A 26,480-nucleotide genomic window follows, 5' to 3' on the forward strand; every position below is an offset into this window, starting at 1 on the left:
ATGACTAATAATGTGATGAGTATAGGCACACATTGTGTTTAAGGTATCAATAAGTAGACAGCATTATGTCGCGATGGCTAAAAATAAAGGACGTGATTGCATTGTGCCATACTGCCAATGAGCGCTTTTGCTTCCCCCTGCTTTCTCGCTCTTGTAGACTACGCGCGCGTTTATTATCGACTGATAAGAAAATCTATGCCTGCAATAACACCGGCTTTTAAAGTGATAGACGGGTTTTCTCTGTGTGAAACAGACACAGAGCGTCTTAATGTATTTTTTACTTATCTTCGTGAAGGTGAGCCCGAACTCGCAGAATTGCGCCTTGAGCAGCTTGTCCTTGCCCTCGCCAATTCCCCCTCTCAGGCATCGTTGTTTGCGAACAGTATTTGCAATGAAGCCAAAACCATTAAGCTGTCTCCAGCTTTTGTCCAATTGGGCATATTTTCTAAAAATGGATTGGTGACGGAAATCTTTCGTCGCCTTTATAATAAGATCAATCCGCCACCCAAACGCTGCAACGATATCAACGACTTATTAAGCTATTTCGTCGGTGGCGAAGACAAGGTTTGGGTGAATGCTATTTCGTCTAAATGCTGGTTTAAGCTCTATCGCTTGCTGGTGAAAAGTGCATCCCCTGAAGCCATTCGCACAACCGGCGAATACATTAAAAGTGAGCTTTGTTATTCGCTAGAAATGTTAGCGATTTGGGTTGCGGCGGAAGAACTCGATCCTGAGCTACTGCGGATTGATCGCCGTTTAAACGAAGTGGACTCGCCGTTTATTGCCCTGCAGCGCGAAACCAGTCAATTGGTGGCGACCATCAAGGAGGGTGAGATTGATTCGGTGGATACCGCGCACTTCTGGGTAATGATTGAACAGTGCCAGCTTCAAGTAAAACGGATCCGCACCCGTGGGATCAGCCAATTTGGCTTCTCAACACACGCATCACACATGCTTGAGCGTTTAGATCAAACCCTCAACCGCATGGTGCTCTTATTTCAAATCCTTGACTTTCGTCATCCGCATCAAAAGGCGCGCTGTGTACTGAATTTGTGGCAACAATTGCTGACCTCGGTCACGGAGCGTAACAGCGTGCGTGCCATCTATCGCAAAAGCACTCGCACTTTCTCGCAAAGCGTGACGCAAAACAAAAGCAATCATGGTGAGCACTATATTGCCAAAACGAAAAAGGACTATCTCAATATTCTGAAGGGCGCGTGCGGCGCGGGCGTGATTATAGCCTTGCTTGCGTGGGTAAAAATCTACATTGATACGCTGCAACTTTCACCGTTTAAAAGCGCCTTTCTGGTCAGTTTAAATTACGGTGTCGGTTTTATGCTGGTGCATGTGCTGCATTTTACGATTGCGACCAAGCAACCGGCCATGACAGCGGCGAATTTTGCTGCCCATGTTGAGAAGAATAAGCAAGGGCGAACCCGAAGTAAAAAGCTAGCCCGCTTGTTGATCGATGTAAATCGTTCCCAGTGGTTCGCCGTGTGGGGCAATATTGTCGCAGCCATTAGCTGTAGTGTGCTGGTCAGTTGGGCGTTTATGCATTTTTTCAGCGATGCGTTGTTGTCACCCGAGCAAATTGACTATCAAAAACAGTCTATTATGCCTTTCAGTGGCATGGCATGGCTTTACGCCGCGATTGCTGGTGTGTGGCTGTTTCTATCTGGGATCATTACGGGCATTCTCGATAATCGCGCCGACTACATTGAATTGAAAGATCGCCTTGTCGCCCATCCACTCATGCGCATCGTGCCTGAGTCACGGCGTGAGAAGGTCGCCTTTTATATTCACGATAATTACGGCGCTTTGGGTGGCAACCTGATCTTTGGCTTTTTGCTCGGCATGACCAGTTATGTGGGTTACTTAGTCGATATTCCCTTGGATATTCGCCATGTCGCCTTCTCTTCCGCCAATATTGGTTACGCGCATGTGAGCGATTTTCACGGTGTGTTGGCCTTTCTTTCTAGCCTGTTCTTTGTGCTGATGATTGGGTTTATCAACCTGTGGGTGAGCTTCGGATTGGCCTTATTTGTGGCACTTCGCTCACGCAGTTGTGAGCTTGATATCAAGTCCGTACGGACCGCTGTATTTACCCAGATTAAGCAACATCCCGCTTGTTTGTTCTGGCCACAAAACACCGCACCGATGGCTAAAAACTCACCACCCAACCACAAACGGACACCCTAGTTATTTTGCTGTGATGCAGGCTATTTATCGGCCTGCATCACAGCCTTCATGTGCTACGTGCAAACAATTACACGCAAGCTTTCTACACACTCGCAACAACGATCAAGTGACCAGATAAATATACATACCATGCCAATATTACCGTTCATTAAATGAAAGGAGAGCTAGTCATGTTTCGTTTATCTCGTCTCGTACTCGCCTGCTTGATGGTGAGCACTAGCGCTGCGCACGCACACACTTTGATCGCAAACCATACACCCATGCGTCCGGCTGCTGTCTTAGAGGACGTCGGGGTGCCGGACCAGCTTGTCACCGAAACCGATTTGCTCTTTCAACCGCGCCGTCACCCATTTAACATTGATGATTTTCTCGCCGAGCAATTGCCACACTGGCAACCGGTGAGCGAGGCGATTATGCATTGGAGCGGTGCGTCAGGGATTGATCCACGTATATTGATCACCACCCTCATCACTAATGCGCCGGAGTTAGAGCAGGATATCGCCCTCGATCGGATCAGCGAACTGAAGTTGCTACAGGCCATCGAGCAAACCGCATCCACGTTGTCCGCTTTGCTTTATCAGCCCAACACGCAGACCTCTGATGCCACGCTGGGACATGCCACACAGACTCTTGTCAGCACTCTCCACTCTCCGAGTGACTGGCAGACATGGCAGACACGTTACCAAGCATGGTTTGGTGACCAAAAACCCCTAGGGCAACATGCCATCTCATCACGCAGCTTAGTTGCGCCACCTGCAGGGTTTATGCAATGGCCGTGGCGACAAGGCTACGCCTGGATCCCAAATGGCCCACATGCCCATTCAGGATCCGGTTTTCCGCTTTCTTCTATTGATGTCTCTTATGATTGGCCGCAATGGGGAGGCACAACTTACAGTGTGACTGCCGCCCACGATGGTTATGTCACCGTACTATCGCGCTGCCAAGTGCGGGTCACTAACGATAATGGTTGGGCAACCAATTACTATCACATGGACGGCATTCAAGTGCGCAACAATCAGTGGGTGGGCAAAAATACCAAACTCGGCACCTACGCCAGCCAGCGTTCTGTGGCGTTGTGCCAAGGAGGCTCCTCGACCGGACCTCACTTACATTTCTCGTTACTCAAAAATGGTCGTTTCGTCTCCATGCAAGATGCGGTATTAGGCAGTTATCGTATACAAACGGGCCGCTATAGCTACGATAACGACTGTCGTTATACGTGGCTTACTCAAACGCAAACCGGGAATAAAGTGTGTCTATGGCGTCGTATCACCAATCCATAATCGCATTAATGCGTGCACTTCACATTTCCAATACTGACATAAAGGCCACTTAATTTGTGGCCTTTATCTTTATTTTACATAACAACAACATTCATAAAACTTGCGGATAACCTCTCAAAATAAAACAGTCATTTATTCTGTACGATTTTTTTGTCACTTAATTATTAATAGATAATAATATCTATATAAATCAGAATCATAAAACAAGACACACCTCTCAAAAATCCAATCAAATACAGGCTTTTTGTAACAAAATCTATACAAACAAAAAATAAAAAGCCTTGTAAATATTGTTATCTATAAGCCACGTTTGATCGACGAGCAGCACGCTCGTCTTCCTATTAAGCCGTTGGGGAGAAAGGAATCTTTCAACAAAAAATAGGGCAATAAAAATGAAATTATCCAAGTTGACTTGGTTAGTCACCACAGGGGTTTTTGCAAGCACACCCGCACTTAGCGCAGAGCTAATTAATGTGACCGATGACACCGTTCTGAGTCAGGTTCTCGACCAACCAATCGGTGTATACGCCCCAATGGGCTCCTCAGCCAACCCGCTAGGTTTTAAAGAAGTAAAACGCGTCACGCTGCCTAACGGTAAAGTCAAAGTTCGCTATCAGCAAACCTACCAAGGCGTTCCTGTACTAGATACCAATGTGGTTGCTACTGAAAAAGCCGGAAAACGCAGCAATGTTTACGGCACTATGGCACAAGGCCTTACTGAAGACATCATGACAGTCGCGCCTGCACTGAATAGCCAAGATGCCTTAGGGGCTGCGAAGGCACACTTCACACAGAGCCAGACCACCCTCACCTCGGCTCCCTTTGAAAATGAGAACACCAGACTGGTTGTTCAACTCGATGAAAATCAAAAAGCACAGCTCGTGTATATTGTGGATTTCTTCGTCGCCGCCGAAGAGCCTAAGCGTCCTTTCTATATGGTTGACGCGGAAACCGGTGAAATCATTAGCCAGTGGGATGGGATCAATCATGCAGCTGCCGGTGGTACTGGTCCGGGGGGAAATGAAAAAACGGGCCAATATTTGTACGGCACGGACTATGATGACTTCCCCGTCGATAAAGTGGGCGATGTGTGTACCATGGAAACCGACAACGTCAAAACGGTTAACCTGAACCACGGCACATCAGGCACCAACGCATTTACATACCCATGTCCAGATGGTACCAACTATAACGATACAAAATACACTAACGGCGCATACTCCCCGCTGAATGACGCGCATTACTTTGGTCATGTCGTTTTCAATATGTACAAAGATTGGATGAACACGGCGCCATTGACCTTCCAGTTGACGATGCGTGTCCATTACAGCAAGGATTATGAAAATGCCTTCTGGAACGGCAGCTCAATGACGTTCGGTGATGGTCAATCAACGTTTTATCCATTGGTTGATATCAACGTTAGCGCCCACGAAGTCAGTCACGGTTTCACAGAGCAAAACTCTGGATTGGTATACCGCAACATGTCGGGTGGTATTAACGAAGCATTCTCTGATATCGCCGGTGAAGCGGCTGAGTTCTACATGCATGGTGATGTGGACTGGATTGTCGGTGCGGATATCTTCAAAGGTTCGGGCGGTTTGCGTTACTTTGAACAGCCTTCGCGCGATGGCAAATCGATTGACCATGTCGATCAATACTACTCAGGCATGAACGTGCACTATTCAAGCGGTGTCTTTAACCGTGCCTTCTATCTCCTTGCGAATAAGCCAAACTGGGATGTCCGCAAAGGTTTTGAAGTCTTCACCGTTGCCAACCAACTTTACTGGACAGCCAATAGTACGTTTGATGAAGGTGGTTGTGGTGTCGTTAAGGCCGCAAAAGATCTCAACTACAACGAAGCCGATGTGGTTGCAGCCTTTAATACCGTGGGCGTTAATACCTCTGCCTGTTCTGACGACAACTCAGGTTCTGTGTTACTCCCTAACGAACCAAAAACCGGTTTGAGTGGTAGTCGTGGTTCTTCTGAGCTCTTCACTTTCACTGTTGATAGCAACCGTTCGGTAAAAGTCACCATGAGTGGTGGTACAGGCGATGCCGACTTATATGTAAAAGCTGGTAGCGCCCCCACCACAAGCGATTGGGACTGCCGTCCTTTTGACTATGGCAATGAAGAATCATGCACTGTCAACGCAAAAGATGACGAAATCTACCATGTGATGGTTCGCGGCTACTCTAACTACTCGGGTGTGAGCTTAGTTCGCAACTAATTACTCACCGTCCTCAGCGCCGCTTTCCCAAAGCGGCGCTTTTTTGTCCACCATTTACCCGAAAAACGCTAACTTCATAGACAGTTCATAACGTGCTTAGCTTTTTGCACACCAAGCGCTATCTTTCTTTTTCCATAAAAAGCTCAAATAACGCAAATAAAAACATAATTTTAAGATCAGTTTTATTTCGCACATAACCAAGCCAAAACGCTGAATGTCGATCATTTCTCTCAGCGTTTTGTTTGTCGTCTATGCTGAAGTAAGGGCTCAAAAATCGGAGGGACTATGCTCAAGCACTTGTTCACCATGGCATTATCGCTTTGCATTATGGTATCTGCTAGCGCACGCGCCGACGTCCTCACCATGCCATCGCTTGAGTGGCCCCCCTACTCGGGCAATAGCCTGCCTGAACAAGGCGCATCGGTTGCAGTTGTTAGGGCCGCAGTTGAAGCAATGGGACACGAACTCAATGTTGAGTTTTATCCTTGGTCTCGCACCGTGTACTTGGTCAAAAACGATACCCAATATGCGGGGTATTTTCCCGAATATTACTACGAGACTGACGAGTTACTCTTTTCCGACCCGATAGGAACTGGACCCCTTGGTTTTGTCGAAAACACCAATCAACCGATTGAATGGTCCTCGTTGGATGATCTGGCTTCACACACGATAGGCGTGGTGCGAGGCTATGTGAACACACCAGAGCTGGATGCGCGGATTGCCAATGGCACGCTTAAATCATCTGCTGTGACGAATGACACGCAGAATTTACAGAAAGTCGGTCGCGAACGTCTTCCACTTGCGGTCATCGACGCCAACGTGCTGGCTTATCTTAAAGAAAATGACCCTGCACTGAGTGCTGTGAAAGACAAGCTACAGATGAACAAGAAGCTTCTTGTCGACAAAAAACTCTACATTGCCTTTGCCGACAATGAAGAGGGACGAAAATGGCGTGACATCGTCAATGAAGGCCTGAAAAAAATTGATATCGAACAGATTATGCAAAGCCACCTAGGCAACTAGGAGGCGCTGCACCAAAGTTAAGTGGGAAAGCACTGCTGTACCACTGGGCGTGGAAATAGATGGAAGATGAACGCTATGTTTAAAAGTCTGAAAGCAATATTTGTAACGCAAGTAGTTATTGCTGTTTCGGTCGTGTTGGGGATCTCCAGCTACATTGATTACCAAGACACCAAGCAGGAACTCAATAGCGCACTTGTCGCCACAGTGGACAACGCAACCAATCGTATGAAGCTGAGCTTGCCCAAAGCAATTTGGGATTTTGACCTTGAAGCGGCCAAGCTCTCGATCTCCGCCGAGTTAAAAGCCCCCGACATTAAAGGCGTTCGGGTGTTAGATAACCAAGGCGAAGCCATCCTGTTTTTACGCCTCGGACCTCCCTCAGAAGATGGAGAAAAGCGTCCTCCCGTCGATATTGGCGCCGATCAGCAGGCTTACTATGAAGCCATGCCTAAAGAAGAGAGTGAACTGTCTTTCACCGAGTACGGGGAGACTAACAAAGTCGGTACGGTACAGGTATTTTATAACACTGACCGCTTAGAAGCGGCCCTCGCCGATACCCTGTATCGCAATATTATCGAGCTGCTTGTACTTGATGCGGTGATGATTGTGTTTTTGATCTTAGCCCTGACCGCGACCGTGGTGAAACCACTTAACGACCTCACCGAACGCGTCCGCGAACTGGCCAGTGGCGATGGCGATCTCTCCAAAGTGATCCCGGAGCCAAAATATAAAGAATTCGCGAAGATCACTGAGCACATCAACCACTTTACCGCGTCTTTGCGCGAGATCGTCAACGAAGTGACGCAAGCTTCTATCAATTTGGCTGAAGTCGCAGCACAAAGCGGACAGATGGCACGGACAAACGCCGAGCGCCTCGAGCAACAAAAACAAAGCCTTTCTACTGTTGCAGCAGCAGCGACTGAGATGAATCAGTCGATTGCAACCGTTGCTGATACCGCGAACGACGCTGCAAGCCACGCGCAGGGGGCAACTGATTTGGTCAATCAGGTGTATCACACCATCGAAAGCTCTGCGTCTGAAATTATCAACATGCGTTCTGAGATGGAGAACGTCAACGCCGAGATGCACAAGCTGCTAGAGGAAGGCGAGAAGATCTCCGATGTGGTGAACGTAATTAATGATATTTCCGAGCAAACCAACCTACTCGCCCTCAACGCAGCGATTGAGGCGGCCCGCGCTGGTGAGCAAGGTCGCGGTTTTGCTGTGGTTGCCGATGAAGTGCGTAGTCTCTCAGTCAAAACCAGTGAATCGACCGAGCAGATTCAATCCAACATCAAATCATTGAGCGAAGCGACTGAGTCAGTGGAGAAAGAGATCAAACGTATCGGTAGCATCTTAGAAAGCACTGCCGGTCGAGTGTCTGAGTCGCAAGAGTCGGTCAGCCAAGTGCGCGAAACCATCACCGATATTTCCGAGCGTAGTGGACAAATCTCGCAAGCAACTGACGAACAACGTCAAGCCATTGATGAAGTCAGTCAAGCGATCAACGAAGCGTCAGACGCCACGAATTATGTGACCGAAGGTGCGCAAGATAACGCGGCTCGAACAGACAAAGTGCTGGAGCTGAGTGAAAACATTAAAGGACAGATGGGTAAATTTAAAACATAACAATCTGGTACATCACAAGGAGCGACAATGAAAAAGATATTTACAGTTGGCTTACTGTTTCTTTTGATGGTACCAGGGGTGATGGCGCGCACATTAACAGCCGCCCAAGACCCTTGGCCGCCGTTTGTAACGTCTGATGCCTCCATGCCCGGTATCTCGGTTGAGTTATTAACCGAAGCGATGAAAACGCAAGGCTATGACGTTGAGTTCAAAAACATGCCTTGGGCACGCGCGCTAGATTCGGTAAGTAAAGGCACCATCGATTTGCTGCCGGCCACTTGGTACACCGAAGCTCGCACTGATTTTTTACACTACAGCGATTCTTATCTCACCAATGAGCTGACATTTATCAAGCGCGCCGTTGACAGCTTCCAATTTTCCGACCTTAGTGGGCTAGACGGAAAAACGGTTGGTATCATCCGCGACTATGGGTATGGCGATGCGTTTCTTGCCTCAGACAGTTTTGATAAGCCAGAAGCGAATAACCTAGTCACAAATTTGAAGAAATTACTCGCTAATCGTATCGATCTCACCTTAGAAGACAAGGTTGTCGCGCTGTCCGTGATGAAAGAAGAAGGTATGGACGCAAATGCGTTTGCGTTTACGAATAAGCCCCTGTCATCGAAACCGCTTCACGTCACCTCCGGTAAAGCGAATCCAGACGGTGCGCTATTTATTAATGCCTATAACAAAGGACTCGAAGCAATAAAAGCCAACGGGACATTCGATAAAATCGTTGAAAAATATGGCATTAAGTGATCGAAAGTAAAAATATCGGATACACTAAAAGAAGGGATGCACCAGCCCCTTCTTTTTTATTTGTAGGGTGTGCGATGCTTTTTAAGCGACAATTCAATCGATGGTTTTTAGTGTTCACATTAGGCTTTGCGCTACTTGCTGGGCTGGCCATTGTCAGCACGCATAATTATATCATTGAACAAGTGATTAAAGAGGAGCAAGAAGACATCAACCGTAAGGCCACACTCATTCGCTCCCGTATTGAAGCGGCGATATTTAGAGACACTTACCTCGCCGATAGCCTTGCGACCGTTGTTGCGATTGACCCCGAATTCGCCATGGCAAGTTGGGATGACGTTGCCGGTAAACTTCTCACCAAAGCCAGTTATGTGAGAAACGTTGGGCTCGCACCCAATGATGTGATTAGCCACGTCTATCCACTAAAGGGAAATGAAGCAGCGATAGGGCTCGATTTCCGCGCTCGGCCGGAACAGTATCGAACGGTACTTCGGGCAAGAAACCTCGCAGACGTTTATATTGCAGGCCCGGTAGATCTTGTGCAAGGTGGACAGGCGATTATCGCGCGCTTCCCCATTTTTTTATCTCCCATTGATAAAAGTTCTTACTGGGGTGGCGTCAGTGTCGTGATCAATTACACCAAACTGTTTGAAGAGTCGGGCCTCTTTAATCTCGCAGGGGCCTCCGTTGCCATAAAGAATACAGAAACGCTAGATTACTTTTATGGCTCGCAAGACACTTTTTTCAATGCCGACTTTGTAGTCCCCATTAGTCTCCCCAATGGCGAATGGACTTTGGCTGCGCAATATACGATTGCACAAACACCTCAAGTCAAACAATTAAGTGTATTCGTTTATGCCATCTGTATTTCCTTTGTCTTAGCAACTTACGGTATGATCGGCCTGTTTTATCGCAGCTTTTTAAAAGCGAAGGAGCAAGCGTTCCAAGACCAACTAACCACTCTGCCTAATCGTCGTTTTGCCATTGATTTGTTAGAAAAGCTCACGACTGAACGAAAGGAGTCATTCGTACTGCTGAATATCGATTTAAATGACTTTAAGTTGACTAATGACGTATACGGCCACGAAGCCGGAGATGCTTTACTCGCCCACGTGGCCTTACGCCTGCGTCAGAGTGTTCGAGCCTCAGATATTGTCGCGAGAATGGGGGGCGATGAATTTATTGCCGTACTAAGAGATGCTCGACCCGGCGATGTAAATAGTATTATCAACAGCATCAAGACCTCGGTAGAATCCCGTGCATGTGCATGGCAAACTTATAAACTCTATCCGTCATTAAGTATCGGTCACGCGCTATACGATCATGAGTCACCACAAAGCCTAGACGAAGTCATGGCTACCGCTGACCATGATATGTATCGCGTCAAGACATTGGGAAAACGTGAACGTCCCACGAAAGAAAAGATAAATTGAGCAAGCTCTGAAATAAGAATAAAAAAGAGGTGGCCACACCTCTTTTTTATCTTGGTAAATGTATCTTTAAATATCTATTGGTAGACTAATTTAAGTACTTATCCAATATCTCTTGCAGTTGGCCTGATTCACGCATTTCTTTCACACCTTCATCAAGCATTGCTTTGATAGCATTCGCTTCTGGGTGCTCTCTAGAAATCATCATGTGGAATTTATCACCACTGTTTCCAGGAATTGGCTCTACTTGCATTCCGCCAGCGAGATAATCAGTGCCTTGCGCAACTTTAAATCCAGCCAATATCTCATAACGCGCCAAGAATACATCACAACGGCCTGCTTCGGTTTTTTGCACTAATTGATCAAAGCTTTTTGCTGATTTTCTGACTTTACTGTCGTCAACACCAAAGCCTGTGTAGTTATAGCCAAGAAGGCCACACATTCTCAACCCATTTAAATCTTCTACTGAGCTTATATTCAGGCCATTAGGATTTTGGCGAGTTGAGTAGATGTAACTGGGTTGAAGAGTATAGTAGTAGTCGGTAAGTAGATAATCCCGATCACGCTCTTCATTGTACGATGCGCTCAACGCTATATCATAATTGCCTGCTTTCGTTTCTAATACGCAACGTTTCCAAGGAGGCATTTCAACCGATACGTTAACGCCTTCTTTACCGAAGATATTGTTCAGAACGTCAACATCATACCCCTCGATATTATCACCTTTTTTATAGTGGAAAGGTGGCCAGCCAGCTCCATCACCGCAGGCGCTGATAGAGGAAGTATCAAGCGCTAATGCTGGACTAGCGACGAGCGTGCCAACAAGGGCAGTTGCAGAAAGTATCGCAATTTTCATAGTGAACTCCTATTAGGAAACCTCACTCTAAGTATTGATGATATTCTCCATAACGCGACCTTAATCACTGCATTTTTTACGGATTCAATATAACTACCTCGCCAAGCTTTAACCCCTTACGTACGCGCCCTTGCTTTGTGAGCGATACCAGCCGAGTCTTGGCCTTACCCGCGTCGAGCACCTTCACATAGTTAAGTTGTCCAATTTGATAATACGCATTGCTCGGTAAGTAAAGTACAGGTTCGGCTTTTTGTGACACTGTCACTTTTGCAAACATACCCGGTAGCAAAGTATCACTCATCTCCGTGTTTGGCAGTGTCACTACAACACGATAACTGCGTGACGTGGCATCGGCGGCCGGTGTCACGGTGCGCACCACGCCCGTCAGAGTTTTATCATAGGTCGGGAGCGTAACCGTCAAAGATTGACCGATGTCGACGAAGAGTAACGCAGATTCCGCCACATTGACCGTCGCTTCAATGCTTTCAGGATTATACAGAGATAGCAGCGCCGCCCCCGGTGTTGCCGTATCACCTTGGTTGATGATCTTTTCCGTGATCACACCAGAGAAAGGCGCTCGCACCAGACTAAAACCAAATTGGGTTTCTGCCTCGTCCACCGCAGCAAGGGCGCGGCGATAATCAGACTGCGCCGTTTTTAAGCGATTTTCCGCTTCATCAAACTGAGATTGAGGCACCAGCTTTTTCGCCAACAAGGTCTCCATTCGTCGGTAGTCACTGCGCGCGGTATTCAGTTGCGATTGCGCCGAGGCCAAGGCTTGTTGCACTTGGCGAACTTTGGCACTGAGGTCGGCATTATCTAAACGCAGTAATACATCGCCTTGCTCAACGCGGTCACCGACATCAACCAACACTTCCGCGACGGTGGCCGTCATCCGCGCTGCCAGCGTGGCGTTTTGTCGTGCCACTAGCTTACCCGAGAAGATACGCGTTTGCGGCTGTTCGACCGCTTCCAGTGTTAGCGTTTTCATATCGCTTGCGACAGGTTTGAGGGGCGATTCTGACGCCACTTTCTCGGTAAAGGCGCCAGCCATCGCCAAAAATAACACCAATAACCCAGTGCCTAGCACCAGTGCGAGTAAGCCTTTTTTTGCCTTCATGCATCCTCTCCTTCTACTGATAAGCCATGGGTCGGGTGATGTTGATACGCAAGGTTGTACACCACAGGCACAACCAGCAAGGTAAACACGGTAGACGCGGCAATGCCGAAAATAATTGCCCACGCTAAGCCATTGAAAATAGGGTCGAGGGTGATAATCACATTCCCCAATAAGGTGGTGCCGGCGGTGAGCAAAATAGGCCGCATTCGCACTGCGCCCGCTTGTACTAGGGCTTCACTCAGCGCCATGCCTTGTGCAAGTGACTGTTGAATAAATTCAATTAACACCAGTGAGTTACGCACCACAATCCCTGCCAATGCAATCATGCCAATCATCGCGGTGGCGGTGAATAGCGCCGGGTTTGGGTAGCCGTTGATCTCACCGCTTAAGCCATTGAGCAACCAAAAACCCGGCATGATGCCAATCACGGTCAGCGGGATAGCGAGCATAATAATGCCCGATACCGCCGGTAGCCCAGTTTGTATCAGCATCACAATAAAGACGCCCAGCAGTGCCGCACCATAGGCAATCCCCAGATCGCGGAAGACATCAATGGTGATCTTCCACTCTCCTTCACCACTCCATACCACCTCGATACCCTCATCAACTTGCCAGCCATCACCCGCGCCATTATCCAGATAACTACGCGCTGATAGCGGGCGAGCACTATCCGATTCAGGTTGATTAAAGTCGGCCATCACATCGGCGACTACTTCGCCCGGCACGCGTCCAGTGGGTTCGGCGTACACATACACGACGGGGCGCAAATTTTTATGATAGATAGGCTGATCAACCGGTTGCCGCGTAAAATGACCGAGCTCACTCAAGGCGACCAGCGGCTGCGGCGCATCCACCAAGGCACCTTGAACAGATTGTTTAGCTACCCCAGCCCGACCGCGTACATGCAGTGCAAGCAGCGCATCAAGTTGATCGCGCGCATCCGGCGCAAGCTGCAGCCTCACGGGCAAGGGATCCATTTCATCGGCATCCGCTAAATGGGCCAGCGTGACCCCTTGGTTCGCGGCCCTGAGCGCTTGGTTGATATCGGCCACAGCAATACCCGACAAGGCGGCTTTTTCTTGGTCCACCACAAACTGCCAGCTCGATAAAGGCCCTTGAATACTGGTGCTCACTTCTGACACCAAGGCTTCACGCTTTAATCGCTCGGCCACCTGCGTCGCTTGCGCTTGCAGGGTTGAATACGGAGTGCTAGGCGAGCCATATACTTCCGCGACAATGGTTGCCAGCACCGGCGGCCCCGGCGGCATTTCCACTAATTGCACCTCGGCATCATATTTTGCTGCGATGGCTTCTAATTCATCACGCATGCGCGTGACCAAGCCATGCGATTGCAACGTGCGCCGGTGCTTATCCACCAGCACCACACGCAGTTCACCCTGGTAAGGCGCTTGGCGAGTAAAGTAATGGCGCACCATGCCGTTAAAATCCATCGGTGAGGCGAGCCCGGCAAAGCCGGATACCGACACCACCTCGGCTTGCGTTTGTAGATAACGGTTCATTTCTCGCAGTACGTTGGAGGTATCAACATGATTGGCGGTTTCCGGCAAATCCAGTACCACCTGAAACTCGTTTTTATTGTCATACGGCAAGAGTTTGAGTGGCACGAAGCGCAAAGCAGGCAGCAGAGCAGCGATGACAAACAACACGCCCACTAGCCATAAAAACGCTTTGGCGCGACGATTACTCTCAAGCAATGGCAGCAACACGCGTCGGTAGCCACGGTACAGCGGCGTGGTCTCTATGCGATAGTCATCACCTTTATTGGAAGCGCGGACAATTTTTTTGGCAAGCCAAGGGGTAACTAAAAACGCTACCAAGGTACTGATCACCACACTGACCGGCACATTGAATGCAAGGGGCGCCATATACGGCCCCATCATGCCGGTTATAAAAAACATCGGGGTAAACACAATCACAATCGCCACCGTCGACATGATCAATGCGCGTTTGATTTCCAACATCGCCAGCACAATCGTGCGTCCACGGGGCTTATTATCATGGGTCAGGTGCCGTTCAATGTTGTCGATACTGGCAATCGGATCATCAACAATCAGTCCCAGCGCCAAAATTAACGCAAACAGGGTGACGCGGTTAATCGAATAGCCAAAGGCTAAATCCAGCCCTAATGCCGCGCCATAACTGATTGGGATCGCAACCGCTACCACTAAGGCACTGCGCCAGTTTAAGAACAAGCCAACAAAGACCACCACGGTGAGCACCGCAATACCGAGGCTGGACACCAAGCTTTTTACTTTGGCATCGGCGGTTTGACCGTAATTGCGAATAACATCAACGCTCACGCCCTCAGGAAATTGCGTGGCGACCAAATGATTAAGCGTGGCGGTGACATCCTCAGCCACGCTGACCGCGTTGGCGCCTTTTTGCTTGGCCACCGAGAGAAACACCGCTGGATGCGGCTGGCTATCATCGGTCGATTGGATCCAGGTATCTGTGGTGGGCTCTTGCGCACCGTCAGATAATTCGGCCACATCCTGCAGGTACACGGGTTTGCCATTCACCACCGCCACCACTAAATGACGGATGTCCTCAAGGCTTTGATACCACTGGCCGGTTTTTAATACATAGCGCTCACCCTGATGCTGAATATCGCCAATATCACGCTTTTGATGGCTTAGCGAAAAGGCATTAGTCAGATCAGACACGCTGATTTGATAGCTAGCCATAGCCGCAGGATCGAGCGTGACCAATACCTGCCGCGGCACACCACCTACCACCTTCACCGCATTGGTTTCGGGAAGGGCTTTGAGATCCAAGGTCGCCTGCTCGGCAATACGGCGCAGCGCATAATGGTCGAGCTGGTCAGGGTTTTCGCTACGCAGTGCCGCAATCACAATCGGCACATCATCAATTTCCACCGGCTTGATTGCCCATGCGCTCACAGCAGCTGGGATCGCATCTTGATTGGCGTACAGCTTGTTATAAAGCTTCACCAAGGCTGCCTCGCGATCTTCACCCACGTAAAAGCGCACCGTAACCAACGCGGAGCCTGCTTGGGTGGTGGAATAAACATACTCCACCCCATCAATTTGACTGACTTTTTTCTCGAGCGGCTGCGTCACCTGCTTTGCCACTTGCGTGGCACTCAAACCGGGCGCTTGTACCACCACATCTGCCATTGGCACCACGATTTGCGGATCTTCTTCTTTGGGAGTGAGCCACAGTGCCGCCGCGCCCACCAACAGCGCGAGCACAATGAGAATGGGCGGGAAGAAGCTGTTCATCACTCGGGTGATCAGCTGACCTTGTGGCTGGGCATCTCGCATATTCGATCCTTTGGCTGATGTCAGTAACGACAAGAAAACGATAGGTAAAATGGCTGAATGTTAATTAACTTAGCGCATCGACGGGCAATGAATGTATGCTGATCTCTCAGATTCAGACACATCAGGCACAATAAAGCCGCTGTAAGGTGGCGATAATCGCCGCGACATGGGGGTCATTGAGCTGATAAAACACCTGCTGGGATGACTTGCGCACCTTAACCAGCTGATGCCGCTTTAACACGCTAAGATGCTGAGAAAACGCCGACTGACTGAGCGACGACCCTTGCAGCAATTGCCCCACGGAGCGCTCTCCGGCCAAAAGCTGGCACAGCACAATTAATCGCTCAGGATGGGCCATCACTTTCAACATGGTCGCCACCAAAGACGCTTGCTTACGCATGGCAACAATGTCCATATCCGGTACGCTTTCTGCTTCAAACGGTACGCTTGACTCTGCCATCGCCTACTCCTTTCTCGCCAATACTCATAGCTTAGCGCGGCATTTTATTTAGTCAATTCTAATTTAGATAAATTATTATTAGACTTTTCTAAATATAACTTCTAGAGTGATCCGAGTGCCGACAAATACTGAAGGCGTTCGAGCCAAAGCGGTTCGGTCTGTCGGGTAATCGTATAGAGGATGCAAAGGAGTCTTGCTATGACAATTGATAATGGCGTACGCGTAATCGCTGGCATGATGGTGCTACTTTCTGTCGTGCTTACCCTCACAGTTCACAGCCAATTTGTTTGGCTAACCGTCTTCGTTGGCGTAAACCTGATCCAAAGTGCGTTTACAGGGATTTGTCCGGCTGCCTTTTTCCTGAAAAAACTTGGACTAAGCAACGCTTGATGGAGTCATAATGACCAAAATCGTAATTATTGGCGGCGTCGCTGGTGGCGCCTCTGCCGCCGCTCGCGCCCGTCGTTTGAGTGAAGAAGCCGACATCATTATGTTCGAACGTGGCCCGTACGTCTCGTTCGCTAATTGTGGTTTGCCTTATCATATCGGCGGAGATATTACCGATCGCAGTAAACTCTTGCTGCAAACCCCAGACAGTTTTCGCGCCCGTTTTAATGTGGATGTGCGCATCAACAGCACAGTCACTGCGATTAATCGCGAGGACAAAACCGTTACCGTCACCCGTGCCGATGGCAGCGATTATCAAGAAAGTTACGACAAATTACTGTTAAGCCCAGGTGCGGCTCCTATCATGCCACCCATCCCTGGCTTAGATAACCCGTTGACCCACTCGCTCCGCAATATTCCAGATATGGATGCGATTTTGCATACCATTGAGATGAATAACCCCAGCCATGCGACTGTCGTTGGCGGGGGCTTTATTGGCCTTGAGATGATGGAAGCGCTGCATCAACGCGGGATTAAAACCACCCTATTGGAGATGGCCGATCAGGTAATGACGCCGGTTGACCGAGAAATGGCGGGCTTTGTTCATCAAACCATTCGCGATCAAGGAGTGGATTTACGCCTAGGCACAGCACTGGAGTCCGCCGAGTTTATTCCCACCACGCATGTCGCCAGTGATGATGCCGGCGAGCCCAGTGAGCCGCAACACTTGGAAGGTTCACTGAACCTCACGCTAAATAATGGCGACACGCTGCATACTGAATTGTTGATCATGGCGGTTGGCGTTAAGCCTGAAGTCACGCTGGCGCAACAGGCGGGGCTTGCCATTGGTGAAAAAGGCGGCATTGTGGTCAACAGCACCATGCAGACCCAAGATCCCGATATTTACGCGGTCGGCGATGCAGTGGAAGAAATCGACTTTGTGACCCATAAGCCAACGTTAGTGCCACTGGCGGGTCCGGCGAACCGTCAAGGGCGGATGGCCGCTGACAACATGCTAGGCAGCACTGAACATTATCTTGGCACCCAAGGCACCGCCATCTGTAAAGTGTTCGATCTCGCCGTCGCCTCGGTGGGCCAAAACGAGAAACAACTCAAGCACGCTGATATCGACTATCAAAAGGTCTATGTTCACGCCGCCAGTCATGCCGGTTATTATCCCGGTGCGGAAATCGTCTCATTTAAGCTGCTGTTTGCCCCGGATACCGGCGCGATTTTAGGCGCACAAGCGGTGGGTAAAGACGGCATTGATAAGCGCATTGATGTCATGGCCGTGGCACAACGTGCTGGCATGACCGTTGAGCAGCTACAACATCTCGAGCTCACTTATGCGCCGCCGTATGGCAGTGCCAAAGATGTGATTAACCAAGCAGCCTTTGTGGCCACCAATATTCTTAAAGGTGACACGACGCCGATCCACTTTGATGAGGTAGACAACCTCACCGACGATCAAGTGCTACTTGATGTGCGTAATGCCCCCGAGCGCGAAAACGGTCAGTATATCGATGGTGATATCCATATTCCGGTCGACGAGCTGCGTGGACGCATTAATGAGCTGCCAAAAGACAAAGAAATTGTGGTGTACTGCCAAGTCGGTCTGCGCGGCAACGTCGCCTACCGCCAGCTAGTCAACAATGGCTTTAAAGCCCGCAACTTGATTGGTGGCTATCGCACCTACAAATTCGCCACAGCGTAGTGCGAACACTGTGTTCAAATTCAACTGGGTGACCCCACATGGGTCACCTTTTTTATGCTGGCGGGAAGGTGTTCTACGAAAACAACCCAGACGACAAATAACGATCGCCGCGATCGCAAACAATGGCTACCACCACAGAGCCGGGTTCGGCTTTGGCGACTTGCAGGGCAGCAAACACGGCACCACCCGAGCTAACCCCCGCACAAATACCTTCTTCTCTGGCGAGGGCGCGCGCGGTCTCTTTCGCATCTTGCTCGGAAATATCCATCACTGCATCAATGTGCTCGTCGGTATAAATGCCGGGGAGATATTCAGCTGGCCAGCGGCGAATACCAGGAATCGCGCTCCCCTCTGTCGGTTGTAAACCAATGGTTTTAATCGCGGAATTTTGCGTTTTTAGATACTTTGAGGTTCCCACAATGGTACCTGTGGTGCCCATGCTGGCGATAAAGTGGGTGATTTGTTGCTGGCTTTGTTGCCAAATTTCTGGCCCCGTACCCGTTAAATGCGCCCGCCAGTTATCCGGGTTATTGAACTGATCTAACACTTTGCCCTTGCCCTGTGCTTGCATGGATAAAGCTAAATCGCGAGCGCCCTCCATCCCCGCCGCTTGAGAGACGAGGATCAACTCACTGCCATAGGCTCGCATGGCATCTTTGCGCTCCTGTGTGGCGTTTTCAGGCATGATTAAAATCAGTCGATAACCTTTAATCGCCGCCGCCATCGCCAACGCGATCCCTGTGTTGCCACTGGTCGCTTCAATCAAGGTATCGCCGGGTTCGATATCACCCCGCGCTTCTGCCTGCACGATCATATTGAGTGCGGGTCTATCTTTCACCGAACCGGCCGGATTATTGCCCTCGAGTTTGACTAAAACAGTGCTGCCTGTCTCTGCGGCTAACCGCTGCAAGCGCACCAAAGGGGTCTGACCCACATAGTCTTCAAGGGTGGGGAAATCAGCCACGTTGTTTACCTCTTCATGTTTCATGAATTGCCTGCCTGATGGATGCTCTCAACACCGCGTAAGACACTGTCTATCGCCACATCCTACAAGGAGGCTTGACACGATACGCAGACATTTTTTCACTAACATATACAAAATGGTTATATTTAAACTGTTTTTTATTCCCTTCAATTGCTTTTATTCTGTGACCTATCCCAACTTTCTTTGCTGATAACAGCAACAAACGGCCATCAAGGATTTAACAATGAAGGTATTCAAAACTCTGGCTCTTTCGGCCTTGCTTGCCGCCAGCACGGCGCCGGTATCTGCCGCCGAGCAAACCCTCTTGAATTCATCTTACGATATCGCACGTGAGCTTTTTGCTGATTACAATCCGCTGTTTGAAGCGCACTGGCAAGAAAAAACCGGAGAGTCGGTGACCATTAAGCAGTCTCATGGTGGCTCCTCAGCGCAGGCGCGCGCCATCATGCAAGGGCTGCAAGCAGATGTGGTCACCTTCAACCAAGTCACGGATGTGCAGGTGTTGTACGATCGCGGCAAGTTGATCGATAAAAACTGGAAAGAGAATTTCCCCAACAGTAGCTCGCCGTACTACTCCACCACCGCGTTTTTGGTGCGCAAGGGCAACCCAAAGAACATTGAAAATTGGGATGATTTGGCCAAGGACGACGTCGCTTCTGTTTTCCCGAATCCAAAAACCTCCGGTAATGCACGTTATACCTACCTTGCCGCACTCGGTTATGCGCAAAAGGCGTTCGGAAAAGACAACACCGAGCAACAAGACCAATTTTTGAAACAGCTTCTCGCCAATGTGGCGGTGTTTGATACCGGTGGCCGCGGCGCAACCACCTCGTTTGTTGAACGTGGCATTGGCGATGTGCTGGTCACCTTTGAATCAGAGGTCAATAATATCCGCCAGCAATATGGCAGTGATAAATACGATATTGTGGTGCCTAAAACCTCGATTTTGGCCGAGTTCCCCGTCGCCGTGGTTGAGCGTAACGCCAAACGCAACGGCACCACTGAGTTGGCAACCGAGTATTTGTCTTACCTTTACAGCGAAAAAGCACAGCGCTTATTGGCCGATTTTAACTACCGCGTCCATCATCCTGACGTGGTCAAAGACAATGCCGATCGTTTCCCTGAAGTCGAACTGCTGACCGTAGAAGCTATCGCAGGGAGTTGGGATCAGGCCATGAAAACGCACTTTGCCAGTGGCGGAAAACTCGACCAACTACAACGCCGTTAATGCTTTCTAGGTATTGAGACGCTATGCCATCGCTATCGTATCAACGCCAATCGATGCCTTGGGCAGCACGTCAGCAGCGCGTGCTGCCCGGGTTTGGCATCAGTTTGGGCGTGTCTTTGCTGTTCATCAGCTTAATCCTGCTGTTACCGGCCAGCGGCCTTATCATGCAAACCAGCCAAATGAGTTGGCAAGAATACTGGTTTGCCATCACTGACCCACGCATTGTCGCCAGTTATAAAGTCACAGCCGGTGCGGCACTGATTGCTTCATTATTAAACGGTGTGATTGGCTTGCTCTTTGCGTGGGTGCTGGTGCGATACGACTTTGCGGGCAAACGCTTGGTCGATGCGCTGGTTGATTTGCCGTTTGCTCTGCCCACCGCTGTTGCCGGCGTCACGCTCGCCACCCTGTACGCCGATAACGGCTGGATAGGCAGTATGCTTGCCAACATCGGTATCCAAGTTGCCTACACGCCGCTTGGGATCGTGATTGCCATGATGTTTACCAGCTTGCCGTTTGTGGTACGTACCGTCCAACCCGTGTTGGAGGAAATTTCCCAAGAGGAAGAAGAGGCCGGTACTGTGCTCGGGGCGAGCGACGCTGCGGTATTTTGGCGGATTATTCTACCGACCATCAAGCCGGCGTTGTTAGTGGGTGTGGCCTTATCATTTACCCGCAGTCTGGGTGAATTCGGTGCGGTGATTTTTATTGCTGGCAATATGCCCTACGTCAGCGAGATAACGTCGCTGATGATCTTTGTTCGCTTGCAAGAGTTTGATTTCCCAGCGGCGAGTGCCATTGCCTCGGTGATCTTGATGGCATCCCTGTCGTTATTGTTTGCCATCAACCTTTGGCAAGGCCGTTATCTAAAACGTATTCACGGGCGGTAAGGACACTTTATGAGCACAAACTCGGTGAGAATCGGTGATACCCCATGGATCAGGCGCACTTTAATCGCGCTTATGCTGCTGCTCGTGGCGCTGGTGTTGGTTGTGCCGCTGGTGAGTATTTTTTCCATCGCCTTCGCCGATGGCATCACAAGTTATTTTCAGCATTTACTCGCGCCCGATACCCGCCACGCGATTGGCCTTACATTGTTGGTGGCCGTTCTCACGGTACCCATCAACCTCGTATTTGGCGTGATGCTGGCATGGGCGGTCACCCGCTTCCAATTTCCGGGGCGAAAACTGATCACCACCTTGATTGATATCCCGTTTGCCGTGTCGCCCGTGGTCGCAGGCTTACTCTATTTGCTGCTTTATGGCAGTAACGGCTGGCTAGGCGCGTGGCTATTTGAGCATGATCTTCAAGTAATGTTTGCCCTACCCGGCATTGTGTTGGTCACTATTTTTGTTACCTGCCCTTTTGTCGCCCGCGAGCTGATCCCGCTCATGCAACAGCAAGGGCAAGCCGAGGAAGAAGCGGCGGTGGTGTTAGGCGCATCATGGTGGCAGCTTTTTCGCCGCGTCACCTTGCCCAATATTAAGTGGGCCCTCATCTACGGGGTCATTTTGACTAATGCCCGTGCCATCGGCGAGTTTGGTGCGGTCGCTGTGGTGTCAGGCAGCATTCGCGGTCAAACCAATACCCTGCCTTTGCAGGTACAGCTGCTCTATGAGGACTACCAAACCCAAGCGGCGTTCGCCTGTGCGTCATTACTTGCCTTTATGGCACTCGCTACCTTGGTATTGAAAGCCTTGGTGGAATGGCGTCAGTATCGTGTGCACGCCAGTACCGCGCCGATGGATGAAAGCAGTGCGTCAACGCCTGCCCGCTTAACCTTACAAACGAACCAAAGTGAGCCGTAAGCCATGCGTATTCAACTGAACAACATCACTAAACACTTTGGCCAGTTTCAAGCGTTATCGCCGTTATCACTTACCATAGAGCAAGGCGAGATGATGGGACTGCTTGGGCCCTCAGGCTCCGGTAAAACCACGTTATTGCGCATTATTGCCGGATTAGAAAGCAGTAACAGCGGCCAGATCCTATTTGGCGAGCGCGATGTCACCCGCGTCCATGTGCGGGATCGCCGTGTCGGGTTTGTTTTTCAAAACTACGCCTTGTTCAAACACATGACGGTGGCAGAGAACATCGCCTTTGGCTTGCAAGTGATGCCGCGTCGCGAGCGTCCTTCACCGGCCACGGAGACACAAAGGGTTAACCAACTGCTTGAGGTCGTGCAGTTAGGCCACCTGGGCCAGCGGTATCCCGAACAATTATCAGGCGGGCAAAAGCAACGTATCGCGCTGGCGCGAGCGTTAGCGACACAACCGGAAATCTTATTGCTTGATGAGCCATTTGGGGCATTAGATGCACAAGTGCGCAAAGAGCTGCGCCAATGGTTACGCCGACTACACGATGAAATGGCTTTTACCAGTGTGTTTGTCACTCACGACCAAGACGAAGCACTCGAGCTATCGGATCGCGTGGTGGTCATGAGTAATGGGCAAATTGAACAAGTCGACAGTCCGGTCGACCTTTATGCCGCGCCGAAAAGTCGCTTTGTGTTTGATTTTTTAGGAAACGTGAATGTTTTTTCCGGCCACTATCAGCAAGGCACGTGGCAAAACGGCAATGCCTTTATTCAACCCACACTAAACACGCACACCCAACAGTCAGGCAGTTTGTATGTGCGCAGCCATGAGTTAACCCTGGCTGATAAACCCAATAGCCAACTCTCGCTGCCCATGCGTGTGGTCTCTATCAACCCGGTTGGTGCCGAGGTGCGGGTTTCACTCGCTCCACAAGGCTGGGAGAGTGAACAACTGTGGGAGGCCACCTTGACCCATCATGCGTGGCAAGCCGCAGCGTATCAAAAGGGCGATACCGTGTATGCGATGCCGCACCGTGGATACTTTTTCAACGGCACAGACACCGAGCCGCACCGCCTTAATTGGCCATTTTTGACGGCCGATAGCTTGGTGTATGATATTTAATCATTAGCGCGCATCCGGAAAAATAATCAGGCCTAAGCTTTCAAGTAGCTGAGATTGTTGCCAATCGGCGATTTTCACGCCCGACAGATCCACTTTACGTGGGTCTAAGCCATCAATCTCAGCGTGACATAAATTCGCACCTTGTACACTAAACTGCCCCCATACATCGGGCGAAAAAACACCACCACTCAGATCAGCTTCTTTTAATGACGCACTGAGGAGGTTGGTTTCAATCCAACGGTTTTCAAACAGTTCGCACTTTTCTAAGCACGCTTGCGCAAGGTTGGCATAAGACAAGTTACAACCGGTGATAAACGCTGAGCATAAGTACACCCGATGGCTGACTTGATTGGCAAAGTTTGCGCGGGAAAAGTTCGCGCCCTTCAGATCGCATTCTCTCATCTCAATGCCGTAACAATTGGCAAAACTAAAATTGGCCATCGCCAATAGGCATTGCTGAAAACTGGCATCACGAAGGTTAGCAGCGGTAAAGTGGCACCCTTCGATATCGCCCTGTTCGATAAATTTGCAACGCTTGAACGTCACATCGCGGAGGTTAGCGCGGGTAAAGTCACAACGGATAAAGGTACAGTCTTTAAATTCGAGTTCACTGAGATCTTGGTGAGAAAAGTTCTCTTGGTGAAATGTCTGGTTATGTGTCTTCATATCATTCCCTCAATCAATGCGCCGCTAGGCTAACAACATAACCCTTTGAAATCACGAAAATAAAACCTTTCACAATCAGGACCTTACAACCCCCTTATTTTGCCGATTTAAAGGGGTAAACTAGCCTCAGAGAAAGCGTAAGAGGAACAGATAGAACACGGCGACGATAAAAAAATTTTTCGCCTTACAGACCGGCTGACGAAGATAACACCTGCTCTACAAACCTCGCTTTTCTTTCCCGATAGTCGTCTTGCTCAAACCCTTCACAGGCGCGTTTAAGCGCATTGTAGGAATGAACCAGTTGTGGATTAGCGCGCAGCGTGTCTCGAAAGGTCAGAAAATCTTCGAACTCAGAGCCATTGGCCACCACTTGCAACGCAACATCGTCATCCTGTTTGGATTCCAACATACACAGCTCGGGAGTCCGTAACGTGCCTCTCTTTTCTTGAAAGCCCAACTCAACTAGCCGCTTTACAGCCTCTTCATGCTGTAAGGCAGGTACACCAACAAAAATATCGAGATCGCCTTTCGAGATTGCTGAAGGGATCGACGACGCGCCAATGTGCTCGACTCGCGCTTCAGGAAGTTGGTGTTGGATAGCCACTCGCCACTGATTGAATAATCGCTCGCAAGCAGGTTGGTATTGGTCGGCAGCATAAAACTTCATCATGTCAGTGCTCGATATCCTTTTCGAAAACGCATCATACCGCGTAGGGCCAGCGTACTCTTTGTCGTGAACGTCTAGCCCTCTCGGGCTACGAAATTTTTAATATATTGATAAAGCGAGCTTTTGTCACCAAATCCACCAAGAAACTACCCGCCGACAGATTTTGCGTCGTGCTACTGTAAGGTTCGTGCTAGACTCCACGCCATTCAGTGTGTCTGTGCAGCAACGCGGACACACGCTTCTTGTTTGTTGAGTCTGTTATGCCATTTAAAAAACTGGGTTTAAGCGACCCACTTTGCCAAGCCATAGCCCAACGCGGCTTTACCACGCCAACATCTATTCAAGCCAAAGCGATTCCAATCATCCAACAAGGGCATGATCTGATTGCCGCGGCACAAACGGGCACCGGAAAAACCTCGAGTTTTATCTGGCCTATCATCGATAAATTATCTGCCGGTGAAGCAGGACGTAAAAAGCGCGCGCGCGCTCTCGTCATCGCTCCCACTCGTGAACTCGCCCTGCAAGTGGCTGAGAGCGCACGTCAAGACAGCCAGTTTACTGAGCTAAAGACCTTGGCGATGGTTGGCGGCATGGACGAGCAGGCACAAAAGCAAGCCTTGATCGACGGCGTCGATATTTTGGTCGCCACCCCGGGACGTCTACGGGATTTACTCAGCCAACGTGCCGTCTATTTAGATGAAGTGGAAGTGCTGGTTCTCGACGAAGCGGATCGCATGCTCGATATGGGCTTTATTGATGTGATTCAACATATCCTAGACCGATTGCCGGCAAGCACGCAGTGCTTACTATTTTCGGCCACGCTGTCTAATAAAGTGCGCGATCTAGCCAAAGCGACCATTGGCGATGAAGGCAAAGAAATCAGCATTGCCGCACGAGATGCCTCGAAAGACAACATTACTCAATGGTGTATTCCAGTCGATAAAGATAAGAAATCCGCACTACTTAGCCATTTAATTAAAGAGAATGGCTGGACGCAAGCGTTGATTTTTATCGAAACCAAACACGGCGCCGCCAAACTCGCCACCCAGTTGGAAAAACGGGGCATTGCCGCCGAAGCGTTTCACAGTGGACGCAGTCAAGCCGTGCGGACCCAATTGCTGGAAGACTTTAAAAACGGTGACATCCAATTTTTAATTGCCACCGGCGTCGCCGCGCGTGGCATTGATATTGAGTCGCTTGAGCGCGTGGTCAATTACGATCTGCCCTTCCCGGCCGACGAGTACGTCCACCGAATTGGCCGTACCGGTCGCGCCAGTGCTCAAGGCGAAGCGATTTCATTGGTCTCGAAAGATAACACCAAAAACTTACGCATGATTGAAGCACGTCTCGGGCATCCACTTGAACGTCACATTATCGAAGGCTTTGAGCCTAAAAAGCCAGTGCCGCAGACTGCACCAAGATAGAATCATAGAGTAGTTAACACCGCTATCCAAAACGCTCATATTACTGGGCGTTTTTTCTTTCACCTTAAATATGCAACCAATTTTATAATAAATAGCTTTTGCAATCGTTATCATTCGAGAGTATTAATAATAAAAACTAATCTAAATTAAATGACAATTTAATATTTAGACAAAACTATCC

At 49.5% G+C, this 26,480-nt stretch carries 21 protein-coding genes; 14 read left to right on the forward strand and 7 right to left on the reverse strand.

Going from position 1 to position 26,480, the window contains the following annotated elements; all coding sequences use genetic code 11:
- Positions 1 to 195 precede the first annotated feature (195 nt).
- The 7 genes from BZG84_RS06165 (at position 196) to BZG84_RS06195 (ending at position 10,551) form a co-directional block, all read left to right on the forward strand.
- Positions 196 to 2,199 (forward strand): recombinase, encoded by a 2,004-nt coding sequence (locus BZG84_RS06165; RefSeq protein ID WP_158011470.1) that lies wholly within the window; start codon positions 196 to 198, stop codon positions 2,197 to 2,199.
- 170 nt (positions 2,200 to 2,369) lie between these two features.
- Positions 2,370 to 3,482 carry a M23 family metallopeptidase gene (locus BZG84_RS16540; RefSeq protein WP_077481351.1) on the forward strand — a complete coding sequence of 371 codons (1,113 nt, stop codon included), beginning with the start codon at positions 2,370 to 2,372 and terminating at the stop codon, positions 3,480 to 3,482.
- Between the two features lie 392 nt (positions 3,483 to 3,874).
- Complete coding sequence (locus tag BZG84_RS06175) at positions 3,875 to 5,710, forward strand: M4 family metallopeptidase (protein WP_077480817.1); 1,836 nt, start codon at positions 3,875 to 3,877, stop codon at positions 5,708 to 5,710.
- Positions 5,711 to 5,995: 285 nt separating this feature from the next.
- On the forward strand, positions 5,996 to 6,733 hold the full coding sequence (locus tag BZG84_RS06180) for a substrate-binding periplasmic protein (RefSeq protein ID WP_077480819.1): 738 nt from the start codon (positions 5,996 to 5,998) through the stop codon (positions 6,731 to 6,733).
- 75 nt (positions 6,734 to 6,808) lie between these two features.
- On the forward strand, positions 6,809 to 8,362 hold the full coding sequence (locus BZG84_RS06185) for a methyl-accepting chemotaxis protein (RefSeq protein WP_077480821.1): 1,554 nt from the start codon (positions 6,809 to 6,811) through the stop codon (positions 8,360 to 8,362).
- 27 nt (positions 8,363 to 8,389) lie between these two features.
- Complete coding sequence (locus BZG84_RS06190) at positions 8,390 to 9,121, forward strand: substrate-binding periplasmic protein (protein WP_077480823.1); 732 nt, start codon at positions 8,390 to 8,392, stop codon at positions 9,119 to 9,121.
- Positions 9,118 to 10,551: a diguanylate cyclase gene (locus BZG84_RS06195; RefSeq protein ID WP_131825083.1), complete on the forward strand. Its 1,434-nt coding sequence runs from the start codon at positions 9,118 to 9,120 to the stop codon at positions 10,549 to 10,551. The genes BZG84_RS06190 and BZG84_RS06195 overlap by 4 nt, the downstream gene beginning before the upstream one ends.
- Before the next feature lie 85 nt (positions 10,552 to 10,636).
- Here BZG84_RS06195 and BZG84_RS06200 read toward each other — a convergent pair whose 3' ends face one another.
- The 4 genes from BZG84_RS06200 to BZG84_RS06215 all read right to left on the reverse strand — a co-directional run bounded on the left by BZG84_RS06200 (position 10,637) and on the right by BZG84_RS06215 (position 16,244).
- On the reverse strand, positions 10,637 to 11,404 hold the full coding sequence (locus BZG84_RS06200; protein WP_077480827.1) for a substrate-binding periplasmic protein: 768 nt from the start codon (positions 11,402 to 11,404) through the stop codon (positions 10,637 to 10,639).
- Between the two features lie 76 nt (positions 11,405 to 11,480).
- Positions 11,481 to 12,524 (reverse strand): efflux RND transporter periplasmic adaptor subunit, encoded by a 1,044-nt coding sequence (locus BZG84_RS06205; protein WP_077678052.1) that lies wholly within the window; start codon positions 12,522 to 12,524, stop codon positions 11,481 to 11,483.
- Positions 12,521 to 15,829 carry an efflux RND transporter permease subunit gene (locus BZG84_RS06210; RefSeq protein WP_077678053.1) on the reverse strand — a complete coding sequence of 1,103 codons (3,309 nt, stop codon included), beginning with the start codon at positions 15,827 to 15,829 and terminating at the stop codon, positions 12,521 to 12,523. Before BZG84_RS06210 ends, BZG84_RS06205 begins: the two co-directional genes overlap by 4 nt.
- Before the next feature lie 121 nt (positions 15,830 to 15,950).
- Entirely contained in the window at positions 15,951 to 16,244 is a 294-nt protein-coding gene (locus BZG84_RS06215; protein ID WP_077678056.1) for an ArsR/SmtB family transcription factor, read from the reverse strand.
- 243 nt (positions 16,245 to 16,487) lie between these two features.
- Here BZG84_RS06215 and BZG84_RS06220 point away from each other — a divergent pair, with 243 nt between their 5' ends.
- Complete coding sequence (locus BZG84_RS06220; protein WP_046075776.1) at positions 16,488 to 16,679, forward strand: YgaP family membrane protein; 192 nt, start codon at positions 16,488 to 16,490, stop codon at positions 16,677 to 16,679.
- Positions 16,680 to 16,689: 10 nt separating this feature from the next.
- Complete coding sequence (locus BZG84_RS06225; protein ID WP_077678054.1) at positions 16,690 to 18,390, forward strand: FAD-dependent oxidoreductase; 1,701 nt, start codon at positions 16,690 to 16,692, stop codon at positions 18,388 to 18,390.
- A gap of 73 nt (positions 18,391 to 18,463) precedes the next feature.
- Here BZG84_RS06225 and cysM read toward each other — a convergent pair whose 3' ends face one another.
- On the reverse strand, positions 18,464 to 19,354 hold the full coding sequence (gene cysM / locus BZG84_RS06230; RefSeq protein ID WP_077480845.1) for a cysteine synthase CysM: 891 nt from the start codon (positions 19,352 to 19,354) through the stop codon (positions 18,464 to 18,466).
- A 244-nt stretch (positions 19,355 to 19,598) separates the two neighbouring features.
- On the opposite strand from cysM, the gene cysP reads away from it, so the two are divergent.
- The 4 genes from cysP to BZG84_RS06250 are packed head-to-tail and all read left to right on the forward strand — an operon-like array spanning position 19,599 to position 23,542.
- Positions 19,599 to 20,603 (forward strand): thiosulfate ABC transporter substrate-binding protein CysP, encoded by a 1,005-nt coding sequence (gene cysP / locus BZG84_RS06235; RefSeq protein WP_077480835.1) that lies wholly within the window; start codon positions 19,599 to 19,601, stop codon positions 20,601 to 20,603.
- A 53-nt stretch (positions 20,604 to 20,656) separates the two neighbouring features.
- Positions 20,657 to 21,493 (forward strand): sulfate ABC transporter permease subunit CysT, encoded by an 837-nt coding sequence (cysT, locus tag BZG84_RS06240; protein WP_077480847.1) that lies wholly within the window; start codon positions 20,657 to 20,659, stop codon positions 21,491 to 21,493.
- 9 nt (positions 21,494 to 21,502) lie between these two features.
- On the forward strand, positions 21,503 to 22,411 hold the full coding sequence (gene cysW / locus BZG84_RS06245) for a sulfate ABC transporter permease subunit CysW (protein WP_077480837.1): 909 nt from the start codon (positions 21,503 to 21,505) through the stop codon (positions 22,409 to 22,411).
- A 3-nt stretch (positions 22,412 to 22,414) separates the two neighbouring features.
- Positions 22,415 to 23,542, forward strand: a complete 1,128-nt coding sequence (locus BZG84_RS06250) for a sulfate/molybdate ABC transporter ATP-binding protein (RefSeq protein ID WP_077480839.1) — start codon at positions 22,415 to 22,417, stop codon at positions 23,540 to 23,542.
- Positions 23,543 to 23,545: 3 nt separating this feature from the next.
- Here BZG84_RS06250 and BZG84_RS06255 read toward each other — a convergent pair whose 3' ends face one another.
- Together BZG84_RS06255 and BZG84_RS06260 are read right to left on the reverse strand one after the other, a co-directional pair.
- Positions 23,546 to 24,208, reverse strand: coding sequence for a Qnr family pentapeptide repeat protein (locus tag BZG84_RS06255; protein ID WP_077480841.1), 663 nt, complete (start codon positions 24,206 to 24,208; stop codon positions 23,546 to 23,548).
- Positions 24,209 to 24,392: 184 nt separating this feature from the next.
- Positions 24,393 to 24,875: a GrpB family protein gene (locus BZG84_RS06260; RefSeq protein ID WP_077678057.1), complete on the reverse strand. Its 483-nt coding sequence runs from the start codon at positions 24,873 to 24,875 to the stop codon at positions 24,393 to 24,395.
- Positions 24,876 to 25,135: 260 nt separating this feature from the next.
- On the opposite strand from BZG84_RS06260, the gene BZG84_RS06265 reads away from it, so the two are divergent.
- Positions 25,136 to 26,299 carry a DEAD/DEAH box helicase gene (locus tag BZG84_RS06265; protein ID WP_077481467.1) on the forward strand — a complete coding sequence of 388 codons (1,164 nt, stop codon included), beginning with the start codon at positions 25,136 to 25,138 and terminating at the stop codon, positions 26,297 to 26,299.
- The last annotated feature ends 181 nt before the right edge of the window (positions 26,300 to 26,480 follow it).

The organism is Salinivibrio sp. PR932, from assembly GCF_001996125.1.
GTDB lineage: Bacteria > Pseudomonadota > Gammaproteobacteria > Enterobacterales > Vibrionaceae > Salinivibrio > Salinivibrio proteolyticus.